This window comes from Paraburkholderia phenoliruptrix, from assembly GCF_019511605.1.
Taxonomy (GTDB): domain Bacteria; phylum Pseudomonadota; class Gammaproteobacteria; order Burkholderiales; family Burkholderiaceae; genus Paraburkholderia; species Paraburkholderia phenoliruptrix_A.
In genome coordinates this window covers 42847-67927 of record NZ_JAEUAV010000006.1, presented here as the reverse complement: position 1 = coordinate 67927, position 25081 = coordinate 42847, and the positions used below count along the sequence as shown (strand labels likewise).

Annotated in this window: 20 protein-coding genes; 14 read left to right on the top strand and 6 right to left on the bottom strand. The window is 61.9% G+C overall.

What is annotated here, in order from left to right:
- Nucleotides 1–395 precede the first annotated feature (395 nt).
- From JNB89_RS10745 to JNB89_RS10725, 5 genes are read left to right on the top strand one after another with little or no spacing between them, the layout of a single operon-like run.
- A complete protein-coding gene (locus JNB89_RS10745; RefSeq protein ID WP_220362162.1) occupies nt 396–2171 on the top strand; it encodes a type VI secretion system Vgr family protein in 1776 nt (591 codons plus the stop codon).
- On the top strand, nt 2172–4019 hold the full coding sequence (locus JNB89_RS10740) for a DUF2345 domain-containing protein (protein ID WP_220362161.1): 1848 nt from the start codon (nt 2172–2174) through the stop codon (nt 4017–4019). It begins immediately after the preceding gene.
- Complete coding sequence (locus JNB89_RS10735) at nt 4006–5448, top strand: hypothetical protein (RefSeq protein ID WP_220362160.1); 1443 nt, start codon at nt 4006–4008, stop codon at nt 5446–5448. The genes JNB89_RS10740 and JNB89_RS10735 overlap by 14 nt, the downstream gene beginning before the upstream one ends.
- Nucleotide 5449: 1 nt before the next feature.
- Complete coding sequence (locus JNB89_RS10730) at nt 5450–5740, top strand: PAAR domain-containing protein (protein ID WP_220362159.1); 291 nt, start codon at nt 5450–5452, stop codon at nt 5738–5740.
- An 11-nt stretch (nt 5741–5751) separates the two neighbouring features.
- Nucleotides 5752–7161: a hypothetical protein gene (locus tag JNB89_RS10725; RefSeq protein WP_220362158.1), complete on the top strand. Its 1410-nt coding sequence runs from the start codon at nt 5752–5754 to the stop codon at nt 7159–7161.
- 607 nt (nt 7162–7768) lie between these two features.
- On the opposite strand, the gene JNB89_RS10720 is transcribed toward JNB89_RS10725, so the two are convergent.
- A complete protein-coding gene (locus tag JNB89_RS10720) occupies nt 7769–8020 on the bottom strand; it encodes a hypothetical protein (RefSeq protein WP_220362157.1) in 252 nt (83 codons plus the stop codon).
- A 151-nt stretch (nt 8021–8171) separates the two neighbouring features.
- On the opposite strand from JNB89_RS10720, the gene JNB89_RS10715 reads away from it, so the two are divergent.
- A complete protein-coding gene (locus JNB89_RS10715) occupies nt 8172–8699 on the top strand; it encodes a DUF6496 domain-containing protein (RefSeq protein WP_013342577.1) in 528 nt (175 codons plus the stop codon).
- Between the two features lie 199 nt (nt 8700–8898).
- Here the strand turns inward: JNB89_RS10715 and JNB89_RS10710 are convergent, their stop codons facing one another.
- A complete protein-coding gene (locus JNB89_RS10710) occupies nt 8899–10227 on the bottom strand; it encodes an aspartate aminotransferase family protein (RefSeq protein ID WP_220362156.1) in 1329 nt (442 codons plus the stop codon).
- 221 nt (nt 10228–10448) lie between these two features.
- On the opposite strand from JNB89_RS10710, the gene JNB89_RS10705 reads away from it, so the two are divergent.
- A complete protein-coding gene (locus JNB89_RS10705) occupies nt 10449–11864 on the top strand; it encodes a PLP-dependent aminotransferase family protein (protein ID WP_220362155.1) in 1416 nt (471 codons plus the stop codon).
- Between the two features lie 18 nt (nt 11865–11882).
- On the opposite strand, the gene JNB89_RS10700 is transcribed toward JNB89_RS10705, so the two are convergent.
- From JNB89_RS10700 to JNB89_RS10685, 4 genes are all read right to left on the bottom strand, one after another.
- Nucleotides 11883–12509, bottom strand: a complete 627-nt coding sequence (locus JNB89_RS10700; RefSeq protein ID WP_220362154.1) for a LysE family translocator — start codon at nt 12507–12509, stop codon at nt 11883–11885.
- Between the two features lie 147 nt (nt 12510–12656).
- The gene (locus JNB89_RS10695) at nt 12657–14135 is read right to left on the bottom strand and encodes a YncE family protein (RefSeq protein ID WP_220362153.1); all 1479 of its coding nucleotides are present in this window, start codon (nt 14133–14135) and stop codon (nt 12657–12659) included.
- Nucleotides 14132–14620 (bottom strand): DUF305 domain-containing protein, encoded by a 489-nt coding sequence (locus tag JNB89_RS10690; protein WP_220362152.1) that lies wholly within the window; start codon nt 14618–14620, stop codon nt 14132–14134. Before JNB89_RS10690 ends, JNB89_RS10695 begins: the two co-directional genes overlap by 4 nt.
- 154 nt (nt 14621–14774) lie before the next feature.
- On the bottom strand, nt 14775–15692 hold the full coding sequence (locus JNB89_RS10685; RefSeq protein ID WP_220362151.1) for a LysR family transcriptional regulator: 918 nt from the start codon (nt 15690–15692) through the stop codon (nt 14775–14777).
- 143 nt (nt 15693–15835) lie between these two features.
- Here JNB89_RS10685 and JNB89_RS10680 point away from each other — a divergent pair, with 143 nt between their 5' ends.
- The 7 genes from JNB89_RS10680 to JNB89_RS10650 all read left to right on the top strand — a co-directional run bounded on the left by JNB89_RS10680 (nt 15836) and on the right by JNB89_RS10650 (nt 24915).
- Nucleotides 15836–16600 carry an SDR family NAD(P)-dependent oxidoreductase gene (locus tag JNB89_RS10680; protein ID WP_013342584.1) on the top strand — a complete coding sequence of 255 codons (765 nt, stop codon included), beginning with the start codon at nt 15836–15838 and terminating at the stop codon, nt 16598–16600.
- Nucleotides 16601–17536: 936 nt separating this feature from the next.
- The gene (locus JNB89_RS10675; protein WP_223216726.1) at nt 17537–18079 is read left to right on the top strand and encodes a DUF4396 domain-containing protein; all 543 of its coding nucleotides are present in this window, start codon (nt 17537–17539) and stop codon (nt 18077–18079) included.
- Nucleotides 18076–19149, top strand: a complete 1074-nt coding sequence (gene coxB, locus JNB89_RS10670; RefSeq protein WP_220362149.1) for a cytochrome c oxidase subunit II — start codon at nt 18076–18078, stop codon at nt 19147–19149. The genes JNB89_RS10675 and coxB overlap by 4 nt, the downstream gene beginning before the upstream one ends.
- Before the next feature lie 10 nt (nt 19150–19159).
- Complete coding sequence (gene ctaD, locus JNB89_RS10665) at nt 19160–21769, top strand: cytochrome c oxidase subunit I (RefSeq protein ID WP_220362148.1); 2610 nt, start codon at nt 19160–19162, stop codon at nt 21767–21769.
- Complete coding sequence (locus JNB89_RS10660) at nt 21769–22245, top strand: hypothetical protein (RefSeq protein WP_220362147.1); 477 nt, start codon at nt 21769–21771, stop codon at nt 22243–22245. The genes ctaD and JNB89_RS10660 overlap by 1 nt, the downstream gene beginning before the upstream one ends.
- A 130-nt stretch (nt 22246–22375) precedes the next feature.
- A complete protein-coding gene (locus JNB89_RS10655) occupies nt 22376–23581 on the top strand; it encodes a cytochrome c (RefSeq protein WP_431026586.1) in 1206 nt (401 codons plus the stop codon).
- 317 nt (nt 23582–23898) lie between these two features.
- Nucleotides 23899–24915, top strand: coding sequence for an alcohol dehydrogenase (locus JNB89_RS10650; RefSeq protein ID WP_013342591.1), 1017 nt, complete (start codon nt 23899–23901; stop codon nt 24913–24915).
- The last annotated feature ends 166 nt before the right edge of the window (nt 24916–25081 follow it).

Here is a 25081-nt window from a genome sequence, read left to right as displayed (position 1 = left end):
GTGAATAACGCCTGGCTCAGGCGGATGCGCACCGGGGTTCGCCGGCGGCGGTCGGCATGCTGCAATGGTCGCTGCTCACGGTCCGAGCAGCCCTGGGCACAGTCTGTTGCTACCTATGACACACGTCGGCGCTGACTTGGTCATGTGCTGACGCCTGGATCATTTGTCGGGCGGTGAGCAGGAGCCTCATTGATTATCGTCAATGCTTGCTGAACCTTTTGCAGAAGGCCATTCACCGCGCATAAAACGACGCTCTTTTTAGAACTTGTCCTATTGAGCCGCGCGCCAGCTTGCTGAACCATCGGGGATTCGGATTTGGTGACAGATGGGCCGGAAGCGATTCTGAACTACCGGCCTGTAATTTAGGAATCCATAAAATAAACAGGCAGGCAACCATGGCGGAATCTGATCGTCCTCAGACGAATCTGACGGGCCGGCAGTCGGCGCACCTCACACTGATCCGTCGTTACCGGAACGACCGGGGATCAAAGGAAGAAGAAAAACGGCCGCTGCCGGAGGTATCGGTAATCGAATGGGAAGTGCGGGAGCAAGTGTGCAAGCCCTACAGGATCACGGCAAAGGTTTTCACACCGGAGCGGGTGTCGCGCAGGGATATTCTCGGACAGTGGGCGGACTTCGCGTTCCACACCGAGGAAACCGCACCGGTTCGTAAATTCCAGGGCTTCGTTTCGCGTGTTGGATCAGTTTCGCGCTCACCCGACGGCTACAGCTATCGCGTTGAAATCCGGCAGCGCCTGGCCATGCTCGACGGACCCAGCAACTGTGCCACGTACCAGAACAGCACATCGGCCGAAATCATCAAGGAGGTCATCGAACGTAACGGCATACGGCCGTGGATGCACATCGAGCAGCGCCTTCGGCGCAAGCATCCCAGGCATCCGTTCCGTTTCCAGTACAACATGGGCGACCTCGCCTACTGCCAGCTTGAAATGGAGCAGGCGGGCCTGTTCTGGTTCACGGAGGAAGGCAGGCACGGCGAGGTCCTGGTGATTGCCGATGACATCGACGGCTATACGCGTCCGGCTATCGAACTGCCGAATCGCCCTCCCACGGGACTGCTGACTCCATTCAACGAGACGATCCTCTCGCTGGAGGTTGGAACGCGCACAGTGCCCGAGTCGTTCATCGTGGCGGATTACAACCCGGAGAATGCGGTGACGGTCCTTCGCGAGGAAGGGCGTGCACGCAACCCGTTCGTAACCGGACAGGAAACCGGCACGATGATGGGCACACCCGTGGTCTGGGGCACCCAGCACGCGGACACAGAAGGTGCGAAGCGCGAGGCGGTGTTGCGGCACGAAGCGGCGCGGGCGCAGCAGGTCGTCTTCAGGGGCAAGTCCACCATGCCGTCGATCCGGCCAGGCTGCATCGTGAAGCCGGACGAGTTGGACGCAATGGACGACAACACGGCGTTCGAAACCAAGGAAGGACTGTTCGTCTGGAAGGTGGTACACCGGGGGGCGCGTAACCAGAACTACTACAACAAGTTCCGTGCGATCCCTGCGGGGCGGCCCTACCGGTTGCCGATAAACGAGTCTAGATGGCCGCGTGTCCACACGCTGGGTTTTACGGTCACTTCGCCGGACAAATACACGTACCCCTATCTGGACGCGGAAGGGCGGATCGTCGTGCGCTTTCACTGTGACTTCGGCAACTGGCCGAAGGGCGGCGAGAGTATCCCCATACGCATGGCCAAACCCTTTGCCAGCAAGGGCCGCTCGGGGCTGAACATGCCGCCCGTGGATGGCGATCACGGTGTGGCGGGCTTCTATGAAGGCAACCCAAACAAGCCGTTCGCGCTGGCGTTCCTGCCAAACAGCGTGAACCCGGACCTTATCAACAGTTCGCGCAGGCGCATATCGCGCAGCGAGATACGCACGCGCTCGGGGAACAAGCTCTGGTTCGATGACTGGCAGGGGCAGGAAGGCATCGAACTCAGTACCGAACACTCGGGCCGCTCGCAGCTGAACCTGGGCTTCATACCGGATGGCGATCTGCAGCCGAGGGGGGCGGGAGCGGAACTGCGCACGTCAGGGCATCTGGTTAGCCGGGGCGGCGCGGGCGTGATGGTGACCGCGCATAACGGGCCAGGCGCAGGCGGCAAGGTGCTCGCCATGGACGAGACGGACGCGCAACTGACGGGTCACTAGATGTTCGTCAAGTCACTTGCTGGTTCTGCGGAGGCGTCCACGGCATCGTCCGCCGATCCAGATGCGCAGCAGGCGATCCATGACGGCCTGAAGGATATGAAAAAGCCTGGCGTGCTGGTGAGTGGTCCCGGGCCGGTCGCTATCGCCTCGGGCGACGGCGTACAGGTGGCCGCAGACGGCCCTATCATCGGCAGTGCGAAGAAAGGCGTGCATTTCAGTACGCTCAGGCGCTTTACGGTGGCAGCAGGTGACCTGCTGTCGATGTTCTCGCAGAAGGGCATGCGCCTCATCACGGCTGCGGGGGACTTCGTTGCGCAGGCCCAGCGTGGCCGCATGCAGCTCGCCTCGCAGGGCGACATGACGATGGAGACGGTGGACGGCGTGCTGCAGGTGAAGTCATCGAAGGAGATTGTGCTGAATGTGGGCGGCTCGTACCTGCGCATGACGCCGGGCGGCATCGAATTCGGCTCGCGCGGTGGTGCCGTGTTCAGGACAAGCGGCCTGAAGAAGACGGGACCTGCGCAGATGGACCTGGGCGGCGCGGCATTCGCTCCGGTGTTTGTGCCGTACACGACACAGTGCGAGGTGTGGCGCACCAACCCGCACTTCGTGCCGCGACCAGCACCGCCAGCGCCCGCACCCGACGCCTCGCAGTGGGAGTCGCTGGCGAATACGGGAGCAGTGCCGCCCTCGTTTATTGACGGCTTGTTCGGTGGGAAGCCAAACGCGAAAGAAGACGCACCAAACAATGGCGGGCTGACAATCAATGACCCGGACAATGAGCAGCAAAAGTGCGTCGCGCCCGACCCGATCCCGCTGTTAAGTCCTGCTTCGTGCGGCTGGCAACTGGCTGATTTCACCGAGCTTGCCACTATGGAGCGGGAGACACCGACCTACCAGAAATATGGCTGGATGAGGACTGAGCGGCTGGAAGATGGTGGTCAGCCGGTGATGTGCTCCGGAACCGCGCGGACTACGTGTAAGTTTACTTACGATTCGAATAGCAAAACGCTGACAGCGACGGTCGTTACTGCCTTGGTACCACGATTGTTAGTGAAGATGAATCGTGCAACGGGGCAACCACTTCGCGACGAGGACGATAACTACGTTGTCGTCCAATATGAAACGTTCAACAACGGAGCTAACTCGCAGAAGTCCTATCCTGAACAAGGATTAATGTTGGTAGATCGCGACCCCAAGGAAGTTAATGCTTCCACGTACAAAAACGAAATTGAAAAGACACTAAATCAGGGGAACTACAATCTGATTCTTGCTGGGTGTCGAAAAGAAGGTGCTTGTGGTTGTCGGGTTTCGGTGAGATTTTGTGCAGACGTTCATGTAGTACGAGCGTCGGAGGCTATCACACTGAACCCAAACATCACGATCAATTTGTTTCCGACAACTGCTCGCGCAGACGCCTACAATTGGCCTGAAAAAGATTACCAGATGTCGAATGGTCGATACGTCGAGAGAATTACGCAAACGAAAGCACATGAGACGGGACATCTGTTCAACTTTCCGGATGAGTATTGGGAGCAAGGTGGTTTTGTGCATTCAATCTATATTCAGAACGGTAAGGATATAGATTTTCAGCTCGCTGATGCGAACAAAAACAAAAATACGTTTTGGGTCATCGAAACGAAAACCAATCTGATGGGACAAGGAGCCCTCCGCCCAACAGCTACCACGTCGCCATACTACCTCGAATATATTCGCAGATGGTTTTCTGCTCACACGAACAAGTTGTGGAGGGTGGGCTACCACGCGCCTGCTGCGACGACATCTAATACCGGTACGGTCGGCGAAAAATCAACAAGAAAGGGAAGTGGCGTCAATGTCAAAAACTAATCGCATGAGCAGGCTGCGGGCGTTTTTTTATTTTCTTATTTATGTGCTGATTTGGGGCGGTCGCGTAATGGCAAAAGATTCAGAGAACACTGTGATGAAGCCCGGTGCTTTCTCGCTTTCGTGGTCCGGTGGCCTTCAGTATGGCTCCCGACAGATGACTTTTGATGGGCAAGGCAAGTTTTACTTCGCGAAAGGTGACACCATCAATGATGAGACACAGACGGGTATCGGGGTTTTTGAACTTGAACCAAAGAAAGAGGATGTGCAAGCGTTGAAAGACGTAGCGAAAACCTTGTGCGACAAGGATATTCAGACCGGTGGGCCCGAGGCGCATGACCCCGCCGCGACGTTTACTATTGTTTGTTTCGAAGGGGACAAAGCTGTGAGCAGGTCAGGTTCTCTGCGGTTGATCCCGGAACGTTTTCGGCATCCAGTTTTCGACGTCCCTTTCAGCCTTTCCGAGCAAGCGCGGACCGATGGCAAAAAGATTATCAAACTGGATTTCACTACGGTCGGTGTTGAGCGTAAGGAGGGCCATTATATCGTATCGGTGCAATTCATCAACTCCGGAAACAGATGGATCAAATTCAGGACGCCGGACCAGTGGTCCGGCGATACGCAGGGCGGGGACCTTGGAGTTGCTCCATTTAGTGAACTTGGAAAAATGCAGCCTCGCGATGATTGGGGATTTGGTTTGGCAGGAAAAAGGTTAATTAACAAAGGGGATTTTGCTGAGGGCCTTGTTACTTTGCACCCAGGCGAACGCAAAATTCTTAAATTGGAATCAATTCCCGATAATCGAATAACGAAGGGCGAGTATGAACTATCCGGTGCCGTTTTCATGAGGATCGAGTATGAGGGCTATGGTTGGGGTCTGTCATCGCAGGTTGACTTCCGGCCAATTAGAAGCTGTATAACCATCGACCATGACTACCCCTCGACCCCCGAGGCGCGCGAGCAGTGGGAGGCGACGCATCGTGCCAGCATGTCGTCCCGACCGGTGAAACCCGGTGAGGTATTTGCCGAGGACGGCCTGTACCGCGCCGTACGCACTGGCTACAGCACGTACCGCAGCCTGCAGCTCGTGCCGTTCAAGGCCGGGGCCGTTGCAACCACCGAACCCGTGCAAATGCTGATGGAGCGGGGCAACGGCGTGAGCCTCAACGGCCCGGTGCAGTGGTTGTGGGAGGCCAGCGCGCCAACACCTGTAAAGCAGTATTCCTTCGATCTCATTGATGAGACGCGGCAGTTCTGCGAGCCAGGATCGGTGTGCCCGCGCAGTGGCCGCTGGCTGCCCCGCACGCGGCAGGGATGGGAGAACAACTATCGGTACGACTTCGCGGGCGTCGTCACGGTGCAGCGCGGACAGACCATGCCGACCCTGAAAGAGTCCGGCGGACGGGCCAGCTGGGAATGGGTGGGAGCCTGACATGCGAGAACGCGCCTGCATATTCCAGCATGACCGGACCACGGCGAATGGCGTCGTGCTCGACGGAGTGGACGATATCGGCCTCGATGACCGGAAAATGAGTTACCTCGGCGCACGCGTTCAGTGTCCCGCCTGCAATTCCATTGGTGTGGTCGAGCCGGATAGTGCGCGGCTGGTCGGTGATGACCTCGGCGGCAGGCAACACGCACTGGAGGACGATCTGTGCCGCTGCAGGTGCAGTCCGCCACCACGGCTGCGCGCGTCGCAGCGTGAATGGACAGTCGAAGTGTGACCGGAGGTTAAATGACTTTTGACTGGGAGCCGCGATTTCCTGCGGAATATGAGGCGAGGGAACTGCCGTCGGTCTGGATCTTTGTCGCGCTGTACCTGATCGTTGAAGGTGTCGCACTCTGTATCGTCCTGTCCGGCCTGCCGAAGGTTGGCCCCGTGGCGTGGGACAGGATCATCCGTGGTGCTTTGGCGGTGCCGTTTTTCTGCTGGGTCGCGCTCAGTAGTCTTGTGTATTGGCATATGTATGACGAGCCTAATCGCATCGCGGCACACGATAACACCGCGCGCTGGTCTCTGATAACTGCCTGGCGGAGGGAAAGTCGTGCGGGCCTGGCGGTGCTGGACAGCGTGATTCTGACACCCGAGCCCGACCTTGCAGAGCGCATGCTGAAGCTGGAAGGTGAGCCGCCCGACAATCCCGGGCGGGTCATGTGTCTTGCCAGCATCGAGGGGAGCGATGCCGTCCAGCGCGAACGTGTGCTGATTGAAACCATGCTGGCACCGCTGGCGCCACAACTGGCGCTGGTGGCGAAAGACCAGTCATTTGAAGTCGTGATCCAGTGCGACCGGGCTGAAGCATCGCTTGACTTCCAGGCGGTCTGGGAACAGGCCGGGTTGCCGGGCACGCCGCACGTCAGATGGATCGGCAACGACCAGGCCCCCGGATTTGCGGAAGACTGGTTCAAGGACCACGACCGCCCGACCTACTACCGATATGGGATCACCATGAGACCGCAGCACCGTCTCCTGCTGGCTTGGCATCTGAATGACGGAAAGCTGGGCGATAAGCCCGGCGTCTCGGAGGCGGCCGTCGCGCTGCTGTTCGGCTTGCCCGCCCTGATGGCGACAAGGCAGCAGCCGAAGGTTCACGCCTGGCTGTTACGGCAGATCGTTGCCGGAGCCGACGAGGCCGGGAAGGCGCTCACACTGCTGCTGGATTCGGAGCAGGTGCAGCGTACACGTATCCGTCACTTCTGGTTCAGCCGTCTGAAAGGCCTGGCGCAACACGCCACTTTGGGGGCGGTGAGGGAGTCGGGCCTGAAGGTAGAAGAACATGCGCTTGAGACGGCTATCGGTCCACAGGCTCCGGTGGCGCGATGGGTGCTGCAGGCGCTGGCCGCAAGAATGGCCCACTTCGGCCAAGGCGCACAGCTCGTCGCGTTGCCGCATGAGCGGGGAGTCGTCTTGAATGTGGTGGCGAAAGAACCGGATCGCGTGGGGGTGCCATGGAAGAAGGAATACGAGTACAACCCCATCCTGGGGCCCGAGATTATCTTGTGTGGAGCGGCATGGATGGTCTGCCTGCTGGTTGCGCCCTGGGACCTGAAGCTCACCGTCTCCTCTTACCTCTTTGCGGCCCTAATGATCGGGTTTCTCGTTCTGCGTCACTGGCAAATGAAGTGCTGGTTACGGTTGCTGTAGCGAGAGCTTTCGCGGTTTTTGTGAGGGCGATTATTGACGGGCTTCTGCGGGGCTTCATTCGCTGAAAACAGAAGGATACATGCCGAAACACGTACTCTATTCCGCCCCATTCGAATCACGCCTCGAGACGCGTGAAAGGTGGCGCAGGCTTCACATGAGGCCCCGCGTAACGAAGTGGCTGCTTATGTGCATTGCGCTTGCAGCCCCAGTGACGGCCCTCGCCCTGTGGGACTGGCGGGAGCAGAACCCGGGCTGGTCGTTGTCGGCTAGCGAGGCAGCGCTCTGCTGGCTCTAGATTGCGGTAGGGACGGTGTGCTTTAGACTGCGCCGCTGGCGGCGCTATGTCTCAATGGTCATGTACATGGAAGCGATTGAAGACGGCCTGTGCACGGACAGGTCGATCAGACGGGAGCGGTGCGACCGGTGGTACAGGGAACATGGTTCACCCTGGCGACTGCAGCCGATGCCGGACTCCAAGCGCGTGCACAAGGGCACCGAAGAATGGCCGATGGTGTGAAGCTGCTGAAACCGAACTGCTGCTCTCAATCGCCCGATCGACGTCCCGCACCGCACCCCGCACCCGCACCCTCAACCCACGCGGGCCCGCTTACTCCTGCGCGTCATGCTCCGCCACAAAGCGCCTCAGATAAGCCAGCACCGCAGCCTCGGCCGCGCGATGATCGGCGGTGCTCTTCGAGCCCGCGTTCTGCTCGTCGCCGAACAGCGACGAAGGCGCATCGTGGACGTCGATTTCCTGCCCTTCGCGAAAGATGCGAATCTCGTGGACGTCTTCCGCGTATTCGGCGATCCAGTGAACGCCTTCGATATGCGCACCCGCGCGCACGTGGGGGAACTTCATGGACGTCTCCGGTTCGGGCCGGTCCGGTGCGCCGGTCCCTGACTACACCATACGCTGTCCACGTGAACGGCGCGAGTCCTGAGATGCTGTACCGGCCCTTCGGCACAGTCATTGCTGCACCGGTTGGGCCATAGTCAACCGGAGAACTGTCATGCCCGAGAAGAAAACCCTCAAGCGTGCCGAAGCCGACAAACGCGCCGGCAAATCGGCGAGCACGCAAGCTGGAGAGTTCGTCAAGGAGCAGGTGGACAAGGTACGCGCCGGCAAGCACGGGGTCCGCTCGCCGAAGCAGGCCATCGCCATTGGATTGTCCGAAGCGCGTCGCGCGGGCGTCGATCTGAAGGCGCCGAAGAAGGGCGCAACGAGCGAGGCCACGCGCAAGAAGGCGGAGAAGGACAGCGCCGCGGGACAGAACAAGGGCGCCGCGAAAAAGACAGCCAGCAAGGAGTCGACGGCGAAGCGCTCGCGCACCAGCACCAATGTGTTGAAGCGCGAGAGCAAGGCCGGCGCTTCGCATTCGGCCATGTCGAAGCAGGCGAAGTCGGCGGCGGCCAAACGTCCGGCCGCGAGCCGCTCGGCGGCGGCAAAGAAGGCCGCTGCGACCAAGGGCGCAGCCGGACGCTCAGCCGCAGCCAAGAAGGCGGCGCAGACGCGAGCCGCACGCGCGCATCATCATTGAACTGGCGGCGGGGCGCTGGTTGCCGGCCGCCGGCACCCGCGAGCCGCACCCGGCAGCCGGCAAGCCACAAGCAGTCAGCTCGCACGAGCGGCAACCGGAAACCAGCGAGTCGCAAACCGCCACCAGCAAACCGCCACCACCAAGCCGCAAGCAGTCACCTCGCACAAGCCGCGCGCCGCTCCGCGCGGCTTGCCTAACCTTACTGCACGGTGGCCAGCACGTCGCCAACCGTCTTGAAGATGTGCGCAATCTGCTCTTCGTTGATGATGAGCGGCGGCGAGAACGCCAGAATGTCGCCGGTAAAGCGCACCAGCACGCCCGCCTCGAAGCATTTGACGAACGCCTCATAGGCGCGCGCGCCCGGCGCGCCGTCGCGCGATTCGAGCTCGATGCCCGCGATCATCCCGAGATTGCGGATGTCCTTCACATGCTTCGTGCCGCGCAACGAATGAGCGGCGGCTTCGAACGTGGGCGCGAGCGTGGCCGCGCGCTCGAACAGGCCCTCCTTGCGATACAGCTCCAGCGTGGCAATGGCGGCGGCGACCGCGGCCGGATGCGCCGAATACGTGTAGCCGTGGAACAGCTCGATCGCGCCTTGCGCGCCGGCGTTGACGATGGTGTCGTGCACCGTGCGGCTGGCCGCGACCGCGCCCATCGGAATTGACGCGTTGTTGATCGCCTTGGCCATCGTGATGAGGTCGGGCGTCACGCCGAAATATTCGCTGGCCGTGGCTTTGCCCACGCGGCCAAAGCCCGTGATCACTTCGTCGAAAATCAGCAGGATGCCGTGCTTCGTGCAGATTTCGCGCAGCTTCTGCAGATAGCCTTGCGGCGGAATCAGCACGCCGGTCGAGCCCGCGACCGGTTCCACGATCACCGCGGCGATCGTCGATGCATCGTGCAGCGCGACGATGCGCTCCAGTTCGTCCGCGAGATGCGCGCCCCACGCCGGCTGGCCTTTGGAGAATGCGTTCTGCTCGAGGTTGTGCGTATGCGGCAAGTGGTCGACCGCCGGCAGCAACGCACCGGAAAACGTTTTGCGGTTCGGCGCAATGCCGCCCACCGAAATGCCGCCAAAGCCCACGCCGTGATAACCGCGTTCACGGCCAATCAGGCGCGTGCGCTGCGCTTCGCCGCGCGAGCGGTGATAGGCGAGCGCGATTTTCAGCGCGGTGTCGACGGACTCCGAACCGGAGTTCGTGAAGAAGATACGGTCGAGGCCCTCGGGCATCAGCTCGGCGACCTTGGTGGCCGCTTCGAACGCGAGCGGGTGGCCCATCTGGAACGTGGGCGCAAAGTCCAGTTTAGAGAGCTGCTGCGTGATCGCCGCGACAATCTCGTCGCGGCCGTGGCCGGCGTTCACGCACCAGAGGCCCGCGCAGCCGTCGAGCACTTCGCGGCCGTCGGTGCTGCGGTAGTACATGCCTTTCGCCGACTCTAGCAGGCGCGGTGCGGCCTTGAACTGGCGGTTGGCGGTGAAGGGCATCCAGAAAGACGACAGATCGTCGATGACAGGGCGCGAAGTCATGGTTTCTCCTCGAAGCGGTTTCCCAAGCGGGACTTGCTTTGGGCGTTGCCCGGGGGATTCCACCGGGGCATAGCCAAAACTGTAGCGTTCGCGGTTTAATGGCGGCATAAACAGTTGACGCGGTGTCGCGCTAACTGTGTTGGTGAATTCGCGGCAACTGTGCCGAGGTCATCGCTTCCAGCCGTCGGCCGCGGCCGACTTCTTTGTCCCGATTGCTCATCATGATCGAATTGAACCTCGAGCGCGACCGGCGCGCCGCCCCGACGCTGGTCGAGCAGGTCGTGCAGGGTTTCGCGCAGGCCATCGAGGCGCAGTCGCTGCGCGCGGGCGCGCTGTTGCCGTCGGTGCGGCAACTGGCGCAGACCCACGAACTGAGCACCTTCACGGTGACCGAGGCGTACAACCGTCTGGTGTCGATGGGGCTGGTAGTCGCGCGCCGCGGCTCTGGTTATCGCGTCGCGGCGCGCTCGCCCGCGCCGCGCGCCGCCGTCACCGACTGGCAGCCGCCCAGCCTCACCGCGACCTGGCTGCTGTCCGACGTATTCGCCGATCATTCCGTGCCGATCAAGGCTGGCGGCGGCTGGCTGCCGAACGAATGGATCAACGAAACCGGCCTGCAGCACGCGCTGCGCGCAATGAGCCGCGTGCCCGCCGCGCGGCTCGGCGATTACGGCCACCCGTACGGTTTTGCGCCGCTGCGCGAGCGCATTGCCGAGCAGCTCGACCGCTATGGCTTGCCTGTCGACGTGTCCAACGTGCTGCTCACTCAGGGAGCGACGCAGGGCCTGGATCTGATCGTGCGCACGTTGCTGCGCGCGGGCGACGCAGTGATCGTCGAAGATCCGGGCTATTGCAATCTGCTGCAGATTCTCAAGCTGGCTGGGCTCGTGGTGCATGGCGTGCCGCGCACGCCCGCCGGTGTGGATACCGACGTGCTCGAAGCGCTCGTCGCCGAGCACAAGCCCAAGGCCATCTTCGTCAACACGACGCTGCAGAATCCGACCGGTGCGACTTTCGGCATGTCGGCGGCCTTCCGTCTGTTGCAGATCGCCGAGCGTCAGCGCATGTGGGTGATCGAGGACGACGTGAGCCGCGAGCTCGCGCCGTCCGGCGCGCCGCTGTTCGCCGCGATGGAGGGCTTGCAGCGTGTGCTGTACGTAGGCGGTTTTTCCAAAACCGTCACGCCGGGACTGCGCTGCGGCTATGTCGTGGCCGAGCGCGCGGTGCTGCGCGAACTGGCGCGCACCAAGATGGCGGTGGGTTTGACGTCGTCGGAGGCCATCGAGCGGATCGTCGACAAGGTGCTGCTCGAGGGGCGCTACGCGCGTCACGTGGAAGCGGTGAACGAGCGGCTCAAGCTCGCGCATGCCACGGTCGAGGAGCGGCTCGACTCGCTCGGTCTCGAGGTGTTTCATCGGCCGCGCGCCGGTCTCTTTCTGTGGGCGCGCCTTGCGATAGACGCCGGGCGCGCCGGCGACATCGCGACGGCGGCGCTTACGCACGGCATCTGGCTCGCGCCCGGCTCGTACTTTCGCCCCGACGACGCGCCGAGCGCGTGGTTTCGCTTCAACGCCCCCTATTCGACCGACGACGCGTTGTGGCGCTTCATCGAACGCGTGCAGCGCGGGGCGGTCTAGCCGCGCTAAACGTGTGGCTCAGGCGGTGGCCGTGTCGAACAGCTTGAGCGCGATCGGGTAGAGCGATGCCACGAGCAGCAACGCCATCGTCATGTTGAAGGCCCGCAGACGCCGCGCGTCGGACAGCACGCGCCGCATCGCGGTGCCGAAGCCGGCCCACAGGCAGATGCACGGAAAGCCGATCACGTAGAACAGCACGGCCATGGCAACGGCGTTCATGCTGTAGCTCTCGCTCAGGTGAATGGTCGTGGCGGCCGTCAGCACCATCATCCAGGCCTTGGGGTTCACCCACTGGAACGCGATGGCTTCGTAAAACCTCATTGGCCGGCGTTCGCCCTGCTTGACCTTAAGTTCGCCGGACGTGCCGATCTTCCATGCGAGATAGAGCAGGTAAGCGACGCTCGCCACCTCGAGCACCGTGTACAGCACAGGGAAGTGGACGAAGGCCTCGCCGAGCCCGATGCCCACCGACAGCATCAACAGCACGACCCCCGCGCTGATGCCCGAAATGTGCGGCAAGGTGCGGCGAAAGCCGAAGTTCACGCCCGAGGCGAGCAACATGGTGTTGTTCGGGCCTGGCGTGATGGTGGTGACGAGCGCGAACAAAATGCCGGCAGGCAGCGCGCTGAGCGTGATTGAGAACATGGCGGGCTCCGCTGTTCGGGCTGGGATTGATGCATTCTAGCCAGCGTTGCCGGTACAGTACCTGTACGGTTTGCGGGATGATGCCCGGTACAGAAGCCGTTTCAGCCTGCCATGCAAAAAGAGGGGCCTTGCGGCCCCTCGCCTCAATCACAGCGCCTGCACCTGAACCGGCGCACCCGGCTTTCCATCCACCTGCGGCGCGATCACCAGATAGCGACGGCCGCTGGCCGGCTGCGGCCCATTGACCGATACCACCTGACGAATCTGCCCGATCGCGTTCACGATGGCCGAGCCAGCCGGATTCGTCATGAAGGTGGCGAGTCCCTCGATCGCGCCGTGGCCGGCTGGGTTGTCGGACAGTCCGAGCACGTAAGGCTGCTTCGGTTTGAGCCCGGTCACCGAGGCCTGCAGCACTTGCAGCAGGCCCTGATCGAAAAGCGCGACGCTGGTCGGCGGATTCGCCGGCGCCGAAGTGCCTGCATCCGCCGCCGTCAGATGCAGATGCACCGTGTTGCCCGCCACGCCGAGCGGCTGCAGATTCTGCGTGCCGTCGCCTTCGGGCACCCCGCCCGGAACGTAGGTCACCGCCTGCGGCGCCTGGCCAATCGGAATCTGCGCGATGACCTTGTTGGTCAACGTGTCGATCGCGGCCAGTGCGTCGCCGTTTTCAAGCCCGACATAGACCCGCGTGCCGTCTCCGGACGGCCAGATGCCATGCGGCAGATTGCCGACGGGAATGGTCGCGACCTGCTCAAAGGTGCCGGTGCGATAGACCTTGACCTCGTTCAGCCCGCCAACGGTCACGTACGCGAACGTGCCGTTGCTGTTCTTGACCAGGTTCACGTGGTTGGTGATGGGACCGGTGTCGAGCGTCTTCAGAAGCCTGAAGGGCGGCTGAGCCTCGAACACCTGGGTCCTGCCCACGTCCTTGAGAGTGAACCACACCTCTTTGCCGTCCGGGCTCGCCGCGATGTTCGGACAGAAAGGACTGTCCTGTTTGACCTTGGCCACGATCTGGTGGTCCGCCACCGAGATCACGTCCGTTTCTGGATTGAACGACGAGCACACATACCCGTATTTTCCATCCGGCGAGAAGATCTGCATGCCGGGGCCGGCGGGCACCGTAATGCGGGTCTTTTCTTCGAACGTCGCTGCGTCGAGTACGGACACGTAGTTCTCGCCGCGCACGGTCACCCATACTTCCTTGCCGTCGGGCGTGAAGAAGGCTTCGTGCGGTGAGCGTCCGACATAGGTCACGTGTTTTACGGCATTCGTCGCGGTGTCGATGAACGAGACCGAGTTCGACCCGATGGACACGACAGCGATCGTCTTGTGGTCCGGCGAGAACCCCATGCCGTGAACCAGAACCTGTCCGCGATACAGCGGGCTGAAGTTCGTCGGCGAAGGGTCGCCCAGCCGGATCACGCCGAGCAGCCGGTTGTCCGCCGGGTCCGTCACAGAGACGGTGTTGGAGAACTGCTCGGCCGCATAAACACGGTCGTGATGGCTGACAGCGATATCAGGCGCGCTGGCCGCGCCGGGTGCCTGACCGGCCCACGCAGAGCCGGCAAGTGCAAAGCCGGCAAGGCTCGCGGCGACGCAAAATCGGGAAAGGTTCTTCTTCATTGCTGATCCTCTTGATTGGACATCGATCCGGACATGCTGTGGTGGGTCGGCTGCGCGGCAGAACCTGATGCGTGGCCCGGACCCATCTGATCCGGTGCAGCGGCCGACGGCGGCAACGGCTGCCCCAACGCAATGCGCATGGCGACTATCTCCTGCTGTTGCTCGACGATGATTTCCTGCGCGATCCGGCGCAACTGCTCGTTCTTTCCGTGTCTGAGTTCCGCTTGCGCCATATCGATCGCGCCTTGATGATGCGGAATCATCATCGCGACGAAGTCTTTGTCGACGTCGCCTGACGGTTTGGCGTCCATGCCGTCCATCATCTTCGTCATTGCTATTTCGTTCTCTTCGAGGAACGCCGCTTCTGGGCCAGCCTCGGCGTGCGTGCCGGCGCTCGCCGCGAATGCAGCAGGCGCCGTCGCACAAGACACGCAGACCGCAAGCGCGAACTTGGCAAGATGCTTCGGAGTATTAACTAGAGTCATCGCTCTTCCCTGGTGATGTTCTGTATGGGTGAACACGGCAGTCGGTGCTTTATTCCACCCCACCTAAGGAAGCGATAGCCGGGCTACAACGATCAGTCCCGCGATCAGTCCCGCGACCAGTTCCGCGCGGCCCGGCGACGTGCAGCCGCGGCGGCTACTTCGGCCATCGCCACGTCGGATCGGACAGATGTTCGGCGAAGTAGTCCGACAGTACGCGCACCTTTGCGGGCCGTGCGCGCGCCGACGGCGTGACGAAGTAAAGGCCGCCCTTCGTGAGCGACCAGTCGGTAAGAATGGCTTGCAGGCGGCCATCGGCCAGATATTCGCCGGCCATGAACTCGGGCAACTCGCCGATTGCGAGACCGTCGAGCAGCGTGGGCAACAGCGCCTCGGAATTCGTCACGCGCAGCGGCCCTGTCGGCACGACGGGTTCTTCTTCGCCCGCGTCGTTCCTGAAGCGCCATACCTCGCTGCCCGCGCGATAGGCGTACGAAAGGCACGGCCGGTCCACGAGCTCACGCGGATGCGTGGGCCACCCCTCGCGCTCCAGGTATTGCGGCGACGCGACCAGGTACTGCGTGACCGCGCACAATCGTCGCGCGACCAGCGACGAATCCGGCAAGGCCGCAATGCGCAACGCGGCGTCAAAGCCCTCGGCAACCAGATCGACCGACGCGTCGGACAGATGCAGGTCGATCGACACTTCCGGGTAGGTCCGAAAGAAGGCGGGCAGTAACGGCGCGACCCAGCGCAGCCCGAACGACATAGGCACAGCGAGGCGCACCAGGCCGCGCGGCTGCACCGACAGTTCACGCGCGGCGCTTTCCGCCTCCTCGGCCTGGCGGTAAATATCGCCGGCCTTCTCGCAGATCGTGCGGCCAAACTCGGTGACCGAGAGCTGGCGCGACGTGCGGTTGAAAAGCCGCGCGCCCAACCGGTCCTCCAGACGGGCCACGCCGCGCGAGACAGTGGCCACCGACACGCCCATCGCCCGCGCCGCGGCCGCAAACGACCCTTCCTCCGCGACCTTGGCGAACATCGCGAGTCCTTCGAAATCAGGCAGTTTTGCCATCGTTCCTCATCTTTTCATTTTTGCAACGTTGGATTGCAATCAATTCTATTTCGGATGTGCTGATGCGTCGATATTCTTCTCACATGGCAGCACACAACACCGGGCGCAGTTCAACCCACCCACTCATTCGAAGGAGCAGCACCATGGCACGCAAACTGGAAAACAAGATCGCACTCGTTACCGGCGCAACTAGCGGCATTGGCCTCGCCAGCGCCCAGCGCTTCGCCGCTGAAGGCGCGCACGTCTACCTTACCGGCCGTCGTCAGGCAGAGCTCGATTCGGCCGTGAAGGCGATTCGCGAAGCCGGCGGCAAGGCGACGGGCGTACGGGTCGATTCAACGAAGCTCAGCGAACTCGACGCGCTCTATGCGCAGATCAAGGAAGAACACGGACGCCTCGACGTGCTGTTCGCGAATGCCGGCGGCGGCTCGATGCTGCCGCTCGGCAGCATTACCGAGGAGCACTTCGACGACACATTCGACCGTAACGTCAAGGGCGTGCTGTTCACGGTGCAAAAGGCGCTGCCGCTGCTTGCGGAAGGTGCATCGGTGATCCTGACCGGTTCGACGGCAGGCAGCGCGGGTACGGCGGCATTCAGTGTGTACTCGGCCTCGAAGGCGGCAGTGCGGGCCTTTGCACGCAGCTGGATTCTCGATCTGAAGGAGCGCCGCATCCGCGTGAACACGATCAGCCCGGGCGCCACGCGTACTCCCGGCTTGCTGGATCTCGCCGGGCCGGACGCGGCCCAGCAGCAAGGCCTCGCCGATTACCTGGCCGCTCAGATTCCAATGGGCCGTCTCGGCGAAGCCGCTGAAATCGCGAGCGCCGCGCTGTTCCTCGCGTCCGACGACGCGAGCTTCGTGAACGGCGCCGAACTGTTCGTCGATGGCGGCCAGCAACAGATTTAAGCGCGGGGCGGATGCGGGCGTGGTGCCCGCATCCGGCGATTTACTCCTCGATATGGAGCGGAGCGAGTCATCATGACCGGGGTGTCGTCCGCTTCGCTCGCCCCGCTTGGGTCGCTTGCCGCGGACGTGCTGTGCTCGCGTCAGGCCGCGCACGCATCGTCGTGCGGGTGAGGGGGCTGATCCTCTGCACCGTGCACGCGGTGCGTGATCATACAAACGTGCTCGTGGTCCAACCGTCCGGTTGATTAATGCCTGAAGCTTCATTCCACGAGCCGTCCTGAATGCGGCTTTTACGACGCCGGGCGTTGCACTGCGCGACGCCCTGGCGCACAGCGATGCGCAGCAGTCCACCAACACGCCCGTCAACTCCCCGCTCCTGATACACGGCAGCACACGTTCGTCGAGAACGCATGCCAGACCTCATCCGGCAATGCCGCTTTCACTGACATCGTTGCAGTGGTGGATATAGCTGGCCTTTCACTCCAGCCTTCAACGCCCGCGCTCGCCGCCGCGTTCCAACGCACGTGCAAGTCAGCTTGCACGGTCAAGCGCCTTTCGGCCTTTCAGCACTTGTGTGGTCCTCAGACATTCAAAATCCTTTCATGCTGGAAGTCACCACGTGCCATATGTTCACCTCGAATTGAATTTCCTGGAGACCTGATCGACTCCGGCAAACGTGCTATTGGCGAGATGCCGCGCAAGCGGGGAACGGAATAAGAATTGCTGTCTCCTCCCAATCGAAGCGAGCAGTTGCGAGTACGACGCCGGTACGGCGTACTCGTCACCGTAATCCATACAAGCATTGCCGGAGAATCCAGGATGCAAGCAGAGTGGTCGGCTGTCATGCCGGCAGCGTGGCTCATGTTGTCTGCGCTTGCAGCATGTTTTGTGATGTTCGACATATGGGTGGCCGGCCATAAGCAACCAATGCCCATCATGTCAGTCGTCTGGCCGCTCACCGTGCTGTACTGGGGACCCGCGGGGCTGGTTTTCTATTTCTGGTTCGGCCGTTCGAACCCAGGTGCCGGCAAGCAGGAAGCGCCGGTGTGGCAGTCCACCTTCCTTGGCGCGACGCACTGCGGCGCCGGATGTGCGTTGGGCGACTTCATAGGCGAATGGCTGGCTTTTGCGTTGTCGCTGGCAATAGGGGGGTCCGAGCTTGCAGGACGACTGGCGCTAGCGTTTGCTTTGGCCTATCTGATCGGTATAGCGTTTCAGTACTTCTCCATTGCGCCGATGCGCGGTCTCGGTCTGCGCGATGGCATTGCTGCCGCGGTGAAAGCGGACACGCTTTCGCTGCTTGCTTACGAAGTCGGCATGTTCGCCTGCATGATAGCTTTCGCGAAGCTTGCTAGCCCGCTCAAACCTACGGATGCCGCGTATTGGGTGCGCATGCAGGCCGCGATGGTGGTGGGGTTTGCTACGACTTGTCCGGTGAACTACTGGCTCATCAGGCGTGGCATCAAGGAGAAAATGTGAGCTTCACCTGCCGGTGCGCGAAGTGGCTGGTCCGATGCGGCGCGCCACTCGCAATCGCCTTTCGCGAACTCGATGCATACGCCGATACCGCTACTCAGGGCGAGCCCGGATCGTTGACGAGCGGGCACACGCCGCTCGCGTACTTCTTGCGCGGCGAGGGGCCGGCGGCGCAGCCCGTGCTGCATCTAGGGTGGATGCTTGCAGGCATCTGCAGCTTCGTGTGCGTGCTGATCGCCATCATGCTTCTCGTCGCGATCTTCAAGCGCCGCAGGCAGGAGGATGCGAACGCGCTGAACACGAAAGGCGGCCCGAGCTTCGTTTATGTCGGTACGACTATCTCGACGCTCGCACTGCTCGCAATCACGGTGTACATGCTGGTTGTACTCGCGCAGGTTGCCGATCCCCCACGCGAGCCTGCACTTACCGTGACGGTCACCGCTTACGACTGGTGGTGGAAAGTCGACTATGAAGAGGACACCAAGGGCACCAGGCGTTTCGCGACGGCAAACGAACTCCATATTCCGGTTGGCGTACCGGTGCTTGTATTACTCAAGAGTGCCGACGTCATTCATGCGTTCTGGGTCCCGGAGCTGTCGGGCAAAACGCAGGCCATACCTGGAGTCACTAATCGCCAATGGCTCGAGGCGGATCGACCCGGTGTCTTTCGCGGTCAATGCACGCAGTATTGCGGGGTTCAACATGCGCATATGGCCTTTGAAGTCTACGCACAGCCGCAAGCCGAGTTCGACCGATGGCTTGGCGCGCAACAGTCACCACCCCTTGCGGCAACCAATGACTCCGCAAAACGGGGGGCGAAGCTGTTCGAGGATCGCTGTGCGGGCTGTCACGCGATTCGCGGCAGCAATGCTGCGGGTGTGCAGGCGCCGGACCTCACTCATGTGATGTCGCGGCGGCTGATCGCGGCCGGCACCATCGTCAATACTCCGAAAAATATGATCGACTGGGTGCAGCACGTGCAGGACATCAAACCCGGCGCCCTCATGCCCGACATGAAGCTTTCGCCTGCGGAGGCGAGCGACCTGTCCGCGTACCTCGCAACTCTCAGGTAAGGAAATCACGATGTCGGCAACGAGTGATTACAGCGATTACAGCGGCGGGCAGCGAGGGCAAGCTGCTTTCCGGCGCAAGCCTGAGTTCGGTAGCGCGCCGCAAGGTTCCGAAGCCGAGCAACGCTTGCGCGAGACATGGGAAGGCGAACGGGGCTGGCGCGGTTTCATTACGACCGTGGACCACAAGAAGATCGGCTTGCGTTACATCGTCACGGCGTTTGTTTTTCTGCTGGTTGGCGGCGCCGAGGCGCTACTCATGCGCCTGCAACTGGCGCGGCCGAACGAGACGCTGCTGACTCCCGAGCAATACGCGCAGCTTTTCACGATGCACGGCGTGACGATGATCTTTCTATACGCGTTGCCCGTGCTAAGCGGCTTTGCCAACTTTCTCTGGCCGCTCATGCTCGGCTCTCGCGACATGGCGTTCCCGCGCCTCAATGCGCTGTCATACTGGATCTTCGTGTTTGCCGGCGTATTTCTCTATTGCAGTTTCCCATTGGGTGAGGCGCCCAATGCGGGCTGGTTCAACTATGTACCGTTCTCGTCAATCGAATACAACCGAGGTCCCAACATCGATGTGTACTCGCTGGGAATGGTGCTGCTCGGCATATCTACCACGGTCGGAGCGGTCAACTTCGTCGTAACGCTGTTTCGTATGCGAGCGGTCGGCATGTCCGTGGATCGGCTGCCTGTCATCGTATGGGGAACGCTCACCGCTTCCTTCGCCAATCTGTTTGCAGTGCCGGCCGTGAGCCTCGCGTCCTTCCTGCTGTGGATGGATCGCAATATCGGCACGCACTTTTTCGACGTGGCCGCCGACGGCCGGCCACTGTTGTGGCAGCACCTGTTCTGGATGTTCGCGCATCCGTGGGTGTATGTGGTGGTTCTGCCCGCAATGGGCATTGTTTCTGACGCATTGCCGACCTTCTGCAGGCGACCGCTCGTGGCTTATGCGGCCGTCGCGATGGCGACGGTGGCCACCATGATCATCGGCTTCGAAGTGTGGATCCATCACATGTTCGCAACAGGCATCGCGCCGCTCGCGCTGGCGTTTTTCGGCGCCGCAAGCGTACTGATTTCGATCCCGAGCGCCGTCGCGGTGTTCGCGTGGATCGCGACGATCTGGACGGGACGGCCCGTGTTTTCCGTGCCGTTCCTTTACTTTGCGAGCTTCGTGTTGATGTTCGTGGTCGGCGGAGTGTCCGGCGTCATGACAGCCGCCGTGCCGCTCGACTGGCAACTCAACGAGACGTACTTCATCGTTGCTCACCTGCACTACGTGTTGCTGGGCATCAACGTTTTCCCGGTGCTCGGCGGCATCACCTACTGGTTCCCAAAGTTCACCGGGCGTCTAATGAACGAGCGGCTTGGAAAGATCGCATTCTGGACCGTCCTGACGGGTTTCAACGTCGGCTTTTTTCCGATGCACATTTCGGGCCTTCTCGGTATGCCGCGCCGCATTTACACGTACCCCGAGGGAATGGGCTGGGACACCTCCAACCTGATTACGACGGTCGGGTCCTTCGCGTTAGGCATCGGTGTGCTGCTGTTCGCCATCAACGCAGTGGTATCCGCACGGCGCGGAAGGAAAGCGCCGCCCAATCCGTGGGATGCGTCGGGCCTGGAGTGGTCCGTGGCTTCGCCGCCGCCACCGTACAACTTCGCAGTTCTGCCCGTTGTCGGATCGCGCCATCCCCTGTGGGAAGACCGTTTGCGTCCTTCTGGACGGCGATCCAGCCTGGAGGAAGGGTATCTGCTGCATAGGGGCCGGGAGGCGCTCGGCGTGCACCCTTTTAGCGGCAAGCCAGACGTCATCCTGAAGATGCCGGAAGACGCATGGTCTCCGTTCTTTGTCGGGCTGTTTGCAGCGCTTGTGTTCGTTGGGATGCTGCTTCACTCGCCGGTGCTCACCATCGTTGCCTTCGCCGCTTGCGGCGCGGCATTGATTGCCTGGATGTGGCCGCGCCGTTCTCTGGCGCAGCGGGAGCCGCCCTCGCCGAAGCAGACGGTGTCTGCGCGAGAGGCGCGCGAGCAGGACGCGCTTCCCGTGGGCAGTGCCGGTGAACACTCCGGTGGCTGGTGGGGCGTGCTCGCTCTTGTCGTGACGGAGGCAAGCCTCTTTGGTTATCTCATCTTCAGTTACTTCTACTCGCAGTCGCAAACGCAACTGGCGTGGCCACCGGAAGGCATGCCGAAAATCGGTGTTGGTGGATTGAGCACGAGCGTCCTGATACTGAGCAGCGTCTTTGCCTGGCTGTCCGAGCGAGCAGTCAGAAAGAGCAGGCGATGGCAGGCGCTCAGCTGGATGATCGTCGCCATTGTGCTCGGCTGTCTTTTCGTCGGCATTCAGCTGAAGGAATGGCACGACCATCCGTATCGGGTCACCGCTCACCTGTATGGATCGCTGTATTTCACGATCACCGGCTTCCACCTCGCACACGTTCTGGTCGGGCTGGTGATCCTGGTGCTGCTCGCAATCTGGATTACGCTCGGCTACTTCGACAAGGAGCGCAGCGCGCCCATGCGAATCGGCGGGCTCTACTGGCACTTCGTGGATGTTATCTGGCTATTCATCTTTACCGCGCTGTATGTGACGCCGTTCTGGCTAAGGAGCCAGTAATGGAAACATCGGTTGCGGGTGCTGAGCGGTTGACCGAGGCGGAGAAGCGACGCCTCGCCTGGTGTGCGGGCGCGGGATTCTTCCTTTCTCCGGGGGCGTGGCTGTTACAGGTGATCGTCTCCGAGACAATATCCGCCCAGACCTGCGACGCTGTCACGACACCGCTCAGCGCGCCCGGCGTTTCATACCTGCATGTGTGGCTGTATGGCGCGTCGATCGCGGCGCTCATGATCTCTATCGTTTGTGCGGCGCTGGCGACTTACGGCTTTCTGCTGTTGCAACGACGGCAAGAGCGTATCAAGGAACGGCGCAAGAACGACGTGTCGCGAGAACAGTCTTCCCAAGCGGAAGACGAGATTGGCCGCAAGCGTTTCATTGCCCTCTGTAGCGCTTTGATCGGCTGTGGATTCGTTGTGGGCCTCTTGTTCACGATCCTCGCGGAAGTGTTTCTCGTCTCCTGCAGCCAATGGCATTGATATGAACGCGCCGACCAATGCAAAACGCGTGGCTGTTGCACTGACTCTCGTCCTCGCGTGCGGTCTAGCCGGCTGCAGCGGCGGCGGCGACGATGATCTGCCCGCCCACGTATCCGCGCAATCGCCGACGATGACCGACCCGCGGCTCGTCGCGCGCGGCGAATATCTGGCAAAAGCAGGCGATTGCAGCGCGTGCCACGATGCCGCGGACCATACGCCGTTGGGTGGCGGCATGCCGGTGAATTCCCCGTTCGGTCCGATTTACGCAAGCAACATCACGCCGGACCCCAAGTTTGGGATCGGTCAGTACACGTTGAAAGAGTTCTCCGATGCATTGCGCTATGGCAAGCGTCGCGACGGCAAGCGGCTTTACCCGGCCATGCCTTATCCCTCGTTTGCGAACATGACCGACGACGATGTCGCGGCGCTGTACGCCTATCTGATGCATGGAGTGATGCCCGCGGCAAAGCAAGCCCCTGAGACCAAACTGCCGTTTCCGTTCAATCAACGGTGGGGCATGGCCTTCTGGAGTTTGCTGTTCGGCAACCGCGAGGAGTTTGCCCCCGATCCCGGGCAAACGGCGCAGTGGAATCGCGGCGCGTACCTTGTGCAGGGCTTGGGGCACTGCGGTGCGTGTCATACGCCGCGCGGGCCTGCCTACAATGAGCTCGGCTATAGCGAGAAATCGCCGTGGTACCTCACTGGCGGAGTCAACGATCATTGGCTTGCGCCGAACCTCACCGGCGACCCAGGAAGCGGGCTAGGGCGGTGGTCTGCGCGCAATATCGCTGATTTTCTGCGCACCGGGCACGGTGCGGGCGCAGTTGCCTTCGGCGCAATGGCTCCCGTCGTGGGGGAAAGCACGCAGTACCTGACCGACGCGGATCGGAACGCCATTGCCGTCTACCTCAAGTCGCTTGCGCCGCAGCAAACCTATGGCAGCTACCGCGACGACAAGCGCGTGCGTGTTCAGACTGAGCGGACGCTGGGCACGGGCGAGGTCGAACGTCACGGCGCGGGAATCTATCTGTCGTTCTGTGCGCGTTGCCATCAGGTTGACGGTCGTGGTGAACCGGGCAAGATTGCAGCGCTGGCGGGAAGTCCGCTTGTGCTGGCGAAAGATCCGACTTCGGTGTTGCGCATCGTCATCGAAGGGAGCGCGAGCCCGGTAACCGAGACGGGTCCCGCACCGCAGAAGATGCCAGGTTTTCATGGCCAGTTGACGTCCGCACAGATCGCAGAAGTGGTGAGTTTCGTGCGAAACGCGTGGGGAAATCACGCCGACCCCGTATCGGACCGCGAGGTGGAGCGCCTTCGCTCGAAGATCCATCAGTAAGCGCCGGAATGGGCCGTCGCGCCGCAATGCATCCTTCCCATGCGCTTGACGAACTCGCATGCTGCTCACGTGCCGCGCGTTTCCCGACGCGGGCAACCGACGCGGACAACCGACGCAAGAACCGCACCCATGCAGGGGCGCCGCCGACAACAACGCAGACAAAAAGGCGTCTTGCCACTCGACGCGCAGGTTGGATTTCACCTCGTTTTTCACTATGGTCAATGAGTTCGCGCTGTCGCGCTGGCGCGGATCGTCCGCGTGTCGCGCGAGGCAAGCCCCGAGCGCCGATCCTATCCACGAGAAGCGAGGTGAAACCCATGTCCAGCATGAAAGCGGTACAGGTTGACGCAGCAGGAGGGCCGTTGACGGTGGTCGAGCGGGACATCCCGCAGCCGGGCGACGGTCAGGTCCGCATCAAGGTGCAGGCGTGCGGAATCTGTCACAGCGATTCGCTGACAAAGGAAGGCCAGTGGCCCGGTCTGCAATTTCCGCGAGTTCCGGGACACGAGATTGCCGGCGTGATCGACGCGCTCGGCGCCGGCATCGAGGGATGGACAGTCGGGCAGCGCGTGGGCGTCGGCTGGCATGGCGGTCATTGCGGACGCTGCGCGCGGTGCAGGCACGGCGACTTCGTGCTTTGCGAGAAAGCACAAATACCGGGCATCAGTTACGACGGCGGCTATGCGGAGTTCGTCGTCGCGCCGGTCGAGGCGTTGGCCAGCATTCCCGACGATCTATCGGACACCGACGCGGCGCCGCTGCTGTGCGCGGGCATCACCACGTATAACGCGCTGCGCAATAGCGGCGCGCGCGCGGGCGATGTCGTCGCCATCCTCGGGGTCGGCGGGCTTGGGCATCTCGGCGTGCAGTTCGCGCGGAAAATGGGCTTTCGGACCGTTGCGATCGCGCGCGGGCAGGACAAAGCGTCGCTCGCGAAGGAGCTGGGCGCTCATCACTACATCGACAGCCGCGCACAAAACGTTGCCGAGGAACTGCAGAAGCTCGGCGGCGCGCGCGTCATTCTCGCGACGGTGACGAGCGGCAAGGCCATGAGCGCGGCGGTGGGCGGCTTGGGGCTGAACGGCAAGCTGATCATGGTCGGCATTTCGGAAGAGCCCGTCGAGGTTCCGATCGCGCAATTCATCATGGGGCGCAGTTCGATCCAGGGCTGGCCGTCGGGGACGTCGGCGGATTCGCAGGATACGCTTGCGTTCAGCGCGCTGTCCGGCGTCAAGCCGATGATCGAAGAATTTCCGCTCGAGCGCGCGGCCGAAGCCTATGAACGGATGATGAGCGGCGACGCCCGGTTCCGCGTGGTGCTGACAATGGGTTGACGAAGTCGTCAGGGTCAGGCGCACGGCTGTGCAAGCGCGATGCGGTCGCACGAAGCGGGCCGCATCGCGTCAGCGCCTGGCTGGCCGCGTCGATGTGACGGGTTGGCGTGAGCGGTTCTGGTGATTGCATCTTCACGCCACGTCACGCCACGCCGTAAGGGCGCCA

What these genes read in the sequence shown, in the direction of transcription:
- JNB89_RS10745 (WP_220362162.1), top strand. Translation starts at nt 396, where the DNA reads ATGGCGGAATCTGATCGTCCTCAGACGAATCTGACGGGCCGGCAGTCG.
- JNB89_RS10740 (WP_220362161.1), top strand. Translation starts at nt 2,172, where the DNA reads ATGTTCGTCAAGTCACTTGCTGGTTCTGCGGAGGCGTCCACGGCATCG.
- JNB89_RS10735 (WP_220362160.1), top strand. Translation starts at nt 4,006, where the DNA reads ATGTCAAAAACTAATCGCATGAGCAGGCTGCGGGCGTTTTTTTATTTT.
- JNB89_RS10730 (WP_220362159.1), top strand. Translation starts at nt 5,450, where the DNA reads ATGCGAGAACGCGCCTGCATATTCCAGCATGACCGGACCACGGCGAAT.
- JNB89_RS10725 (WP_220362158.1), top strand. Translation starts at nt 5,752, where the DNA reads ATGACTTTTGACTGGGAGCCGCGATTTCCTGCGGAATATGAGGCGAGG.
- JNB89_RS10720 (WP_220362157.1), bottom strand. Translation starts at nt 8,020, where the DNA reads ATGAAGTTCCCCCACGTGCGCGCGGGTGCGCATATCGAAGGCGTTCAC.
- JNB89_RS10715 (WP_013342577.1), top strand. Translation starts at nt 8,172, where the DNA reads ATGCCCGAGAAGAAAACCCTCAAGCGTGCCGAAGCCGACAAACGCGCC.
- JNB89_RS10710 (WP_220362156.1), bottom strand. Translation starts at nt 10,227, where the DNA reads ATGACTTCGCGCCCTGTCATCGACGATCTGTCGTCTTTCTGGATGCCC.
- JNB89_RS10705 (WP_220362155.1), top strand. Translation starts at nt 10,449, where the DNA reads ATGATCGAATTGAACCTCGAGCGCGACCGGCGCGCCGCCCCGACGCTG.
- JNB89_RS10700 (WP_220362154.1), bottom strand. Translation starts at nt 12,509, where the DNA reads ATGTTCTCAATCACGCTCAGCGCGCTGCCTGCCGGCATTTTGTTCGCG.
- JNB89_RS10695 (WP_220362153.1), bottom strand. Translation starts at nt 14,135, where the DNA reads ATGAAGAAGAACCTTTCCCGATTTTGCGTCGCCGCGAGCCTTGCCGGC.
- JNB89_RS10690 (WP_220362152.1), bottom strand. Translation starts at nt 14,620, where the DNA reads ATGACTCTAGTTAATACTCCGAAGCATCTTGCCAAGTTCGCGCTTGCG.
- JNB89_RS10685 (WP_220362151.1), bottom strand. Translation starts at nt 15,692, where the DNA reads ATGGCAAAACTGCCTGATTTCGAAGGACTCGCGATGTTCGCCAAGGTC.
- JNB89_RS10680 (WP_013342584.1), top strand. Translation starts at nt 15,836, where the DNA reads ATGGCACGCAAACTGGAAAACAAGATCGCACTCGTTACCGGCGCAACT.
- JNB89_RS10675 (WP_223216726.1), top strand. Translation starts at nt 17,537, where the DNA reads ATGTCAGTCGTCTGGCCGCTCACCGTGCTGTACTGGGGACCCGCGGGG.
- ctaD (WP_220362148.1), top strand. Translation starts at nt 19,160, where the DNA reads ATGTCGGCAACGAGTGATTACAGCGATTACAGCGGCGGGCAGCGAGGG.
- JNB89_RS10660 (WP_220362147.1), top strand. Translation starts at nt 21,769, where the DNA reads ATGGAAACATCGGTTGCGGGTGCTGAGCGGTTGACCGAGGCGGAGAAG.
- JNB89_RS10655 (WP_431026586.1), top strand. Translation starts at nt 22,376, where the DNA reads ATGACCGACCCGCGGCTCGTCGCGCGCGGCGAATATCTGGCAAAAGCA.
- JNB89_RS10650 (WP_013342591.1), top strand. Translation starts at nt 23,899, where the DNA reads ATGTCCAGCATGAAAGCGGTACAGGTTGACGCAGCAGGAGGGCCGTTG.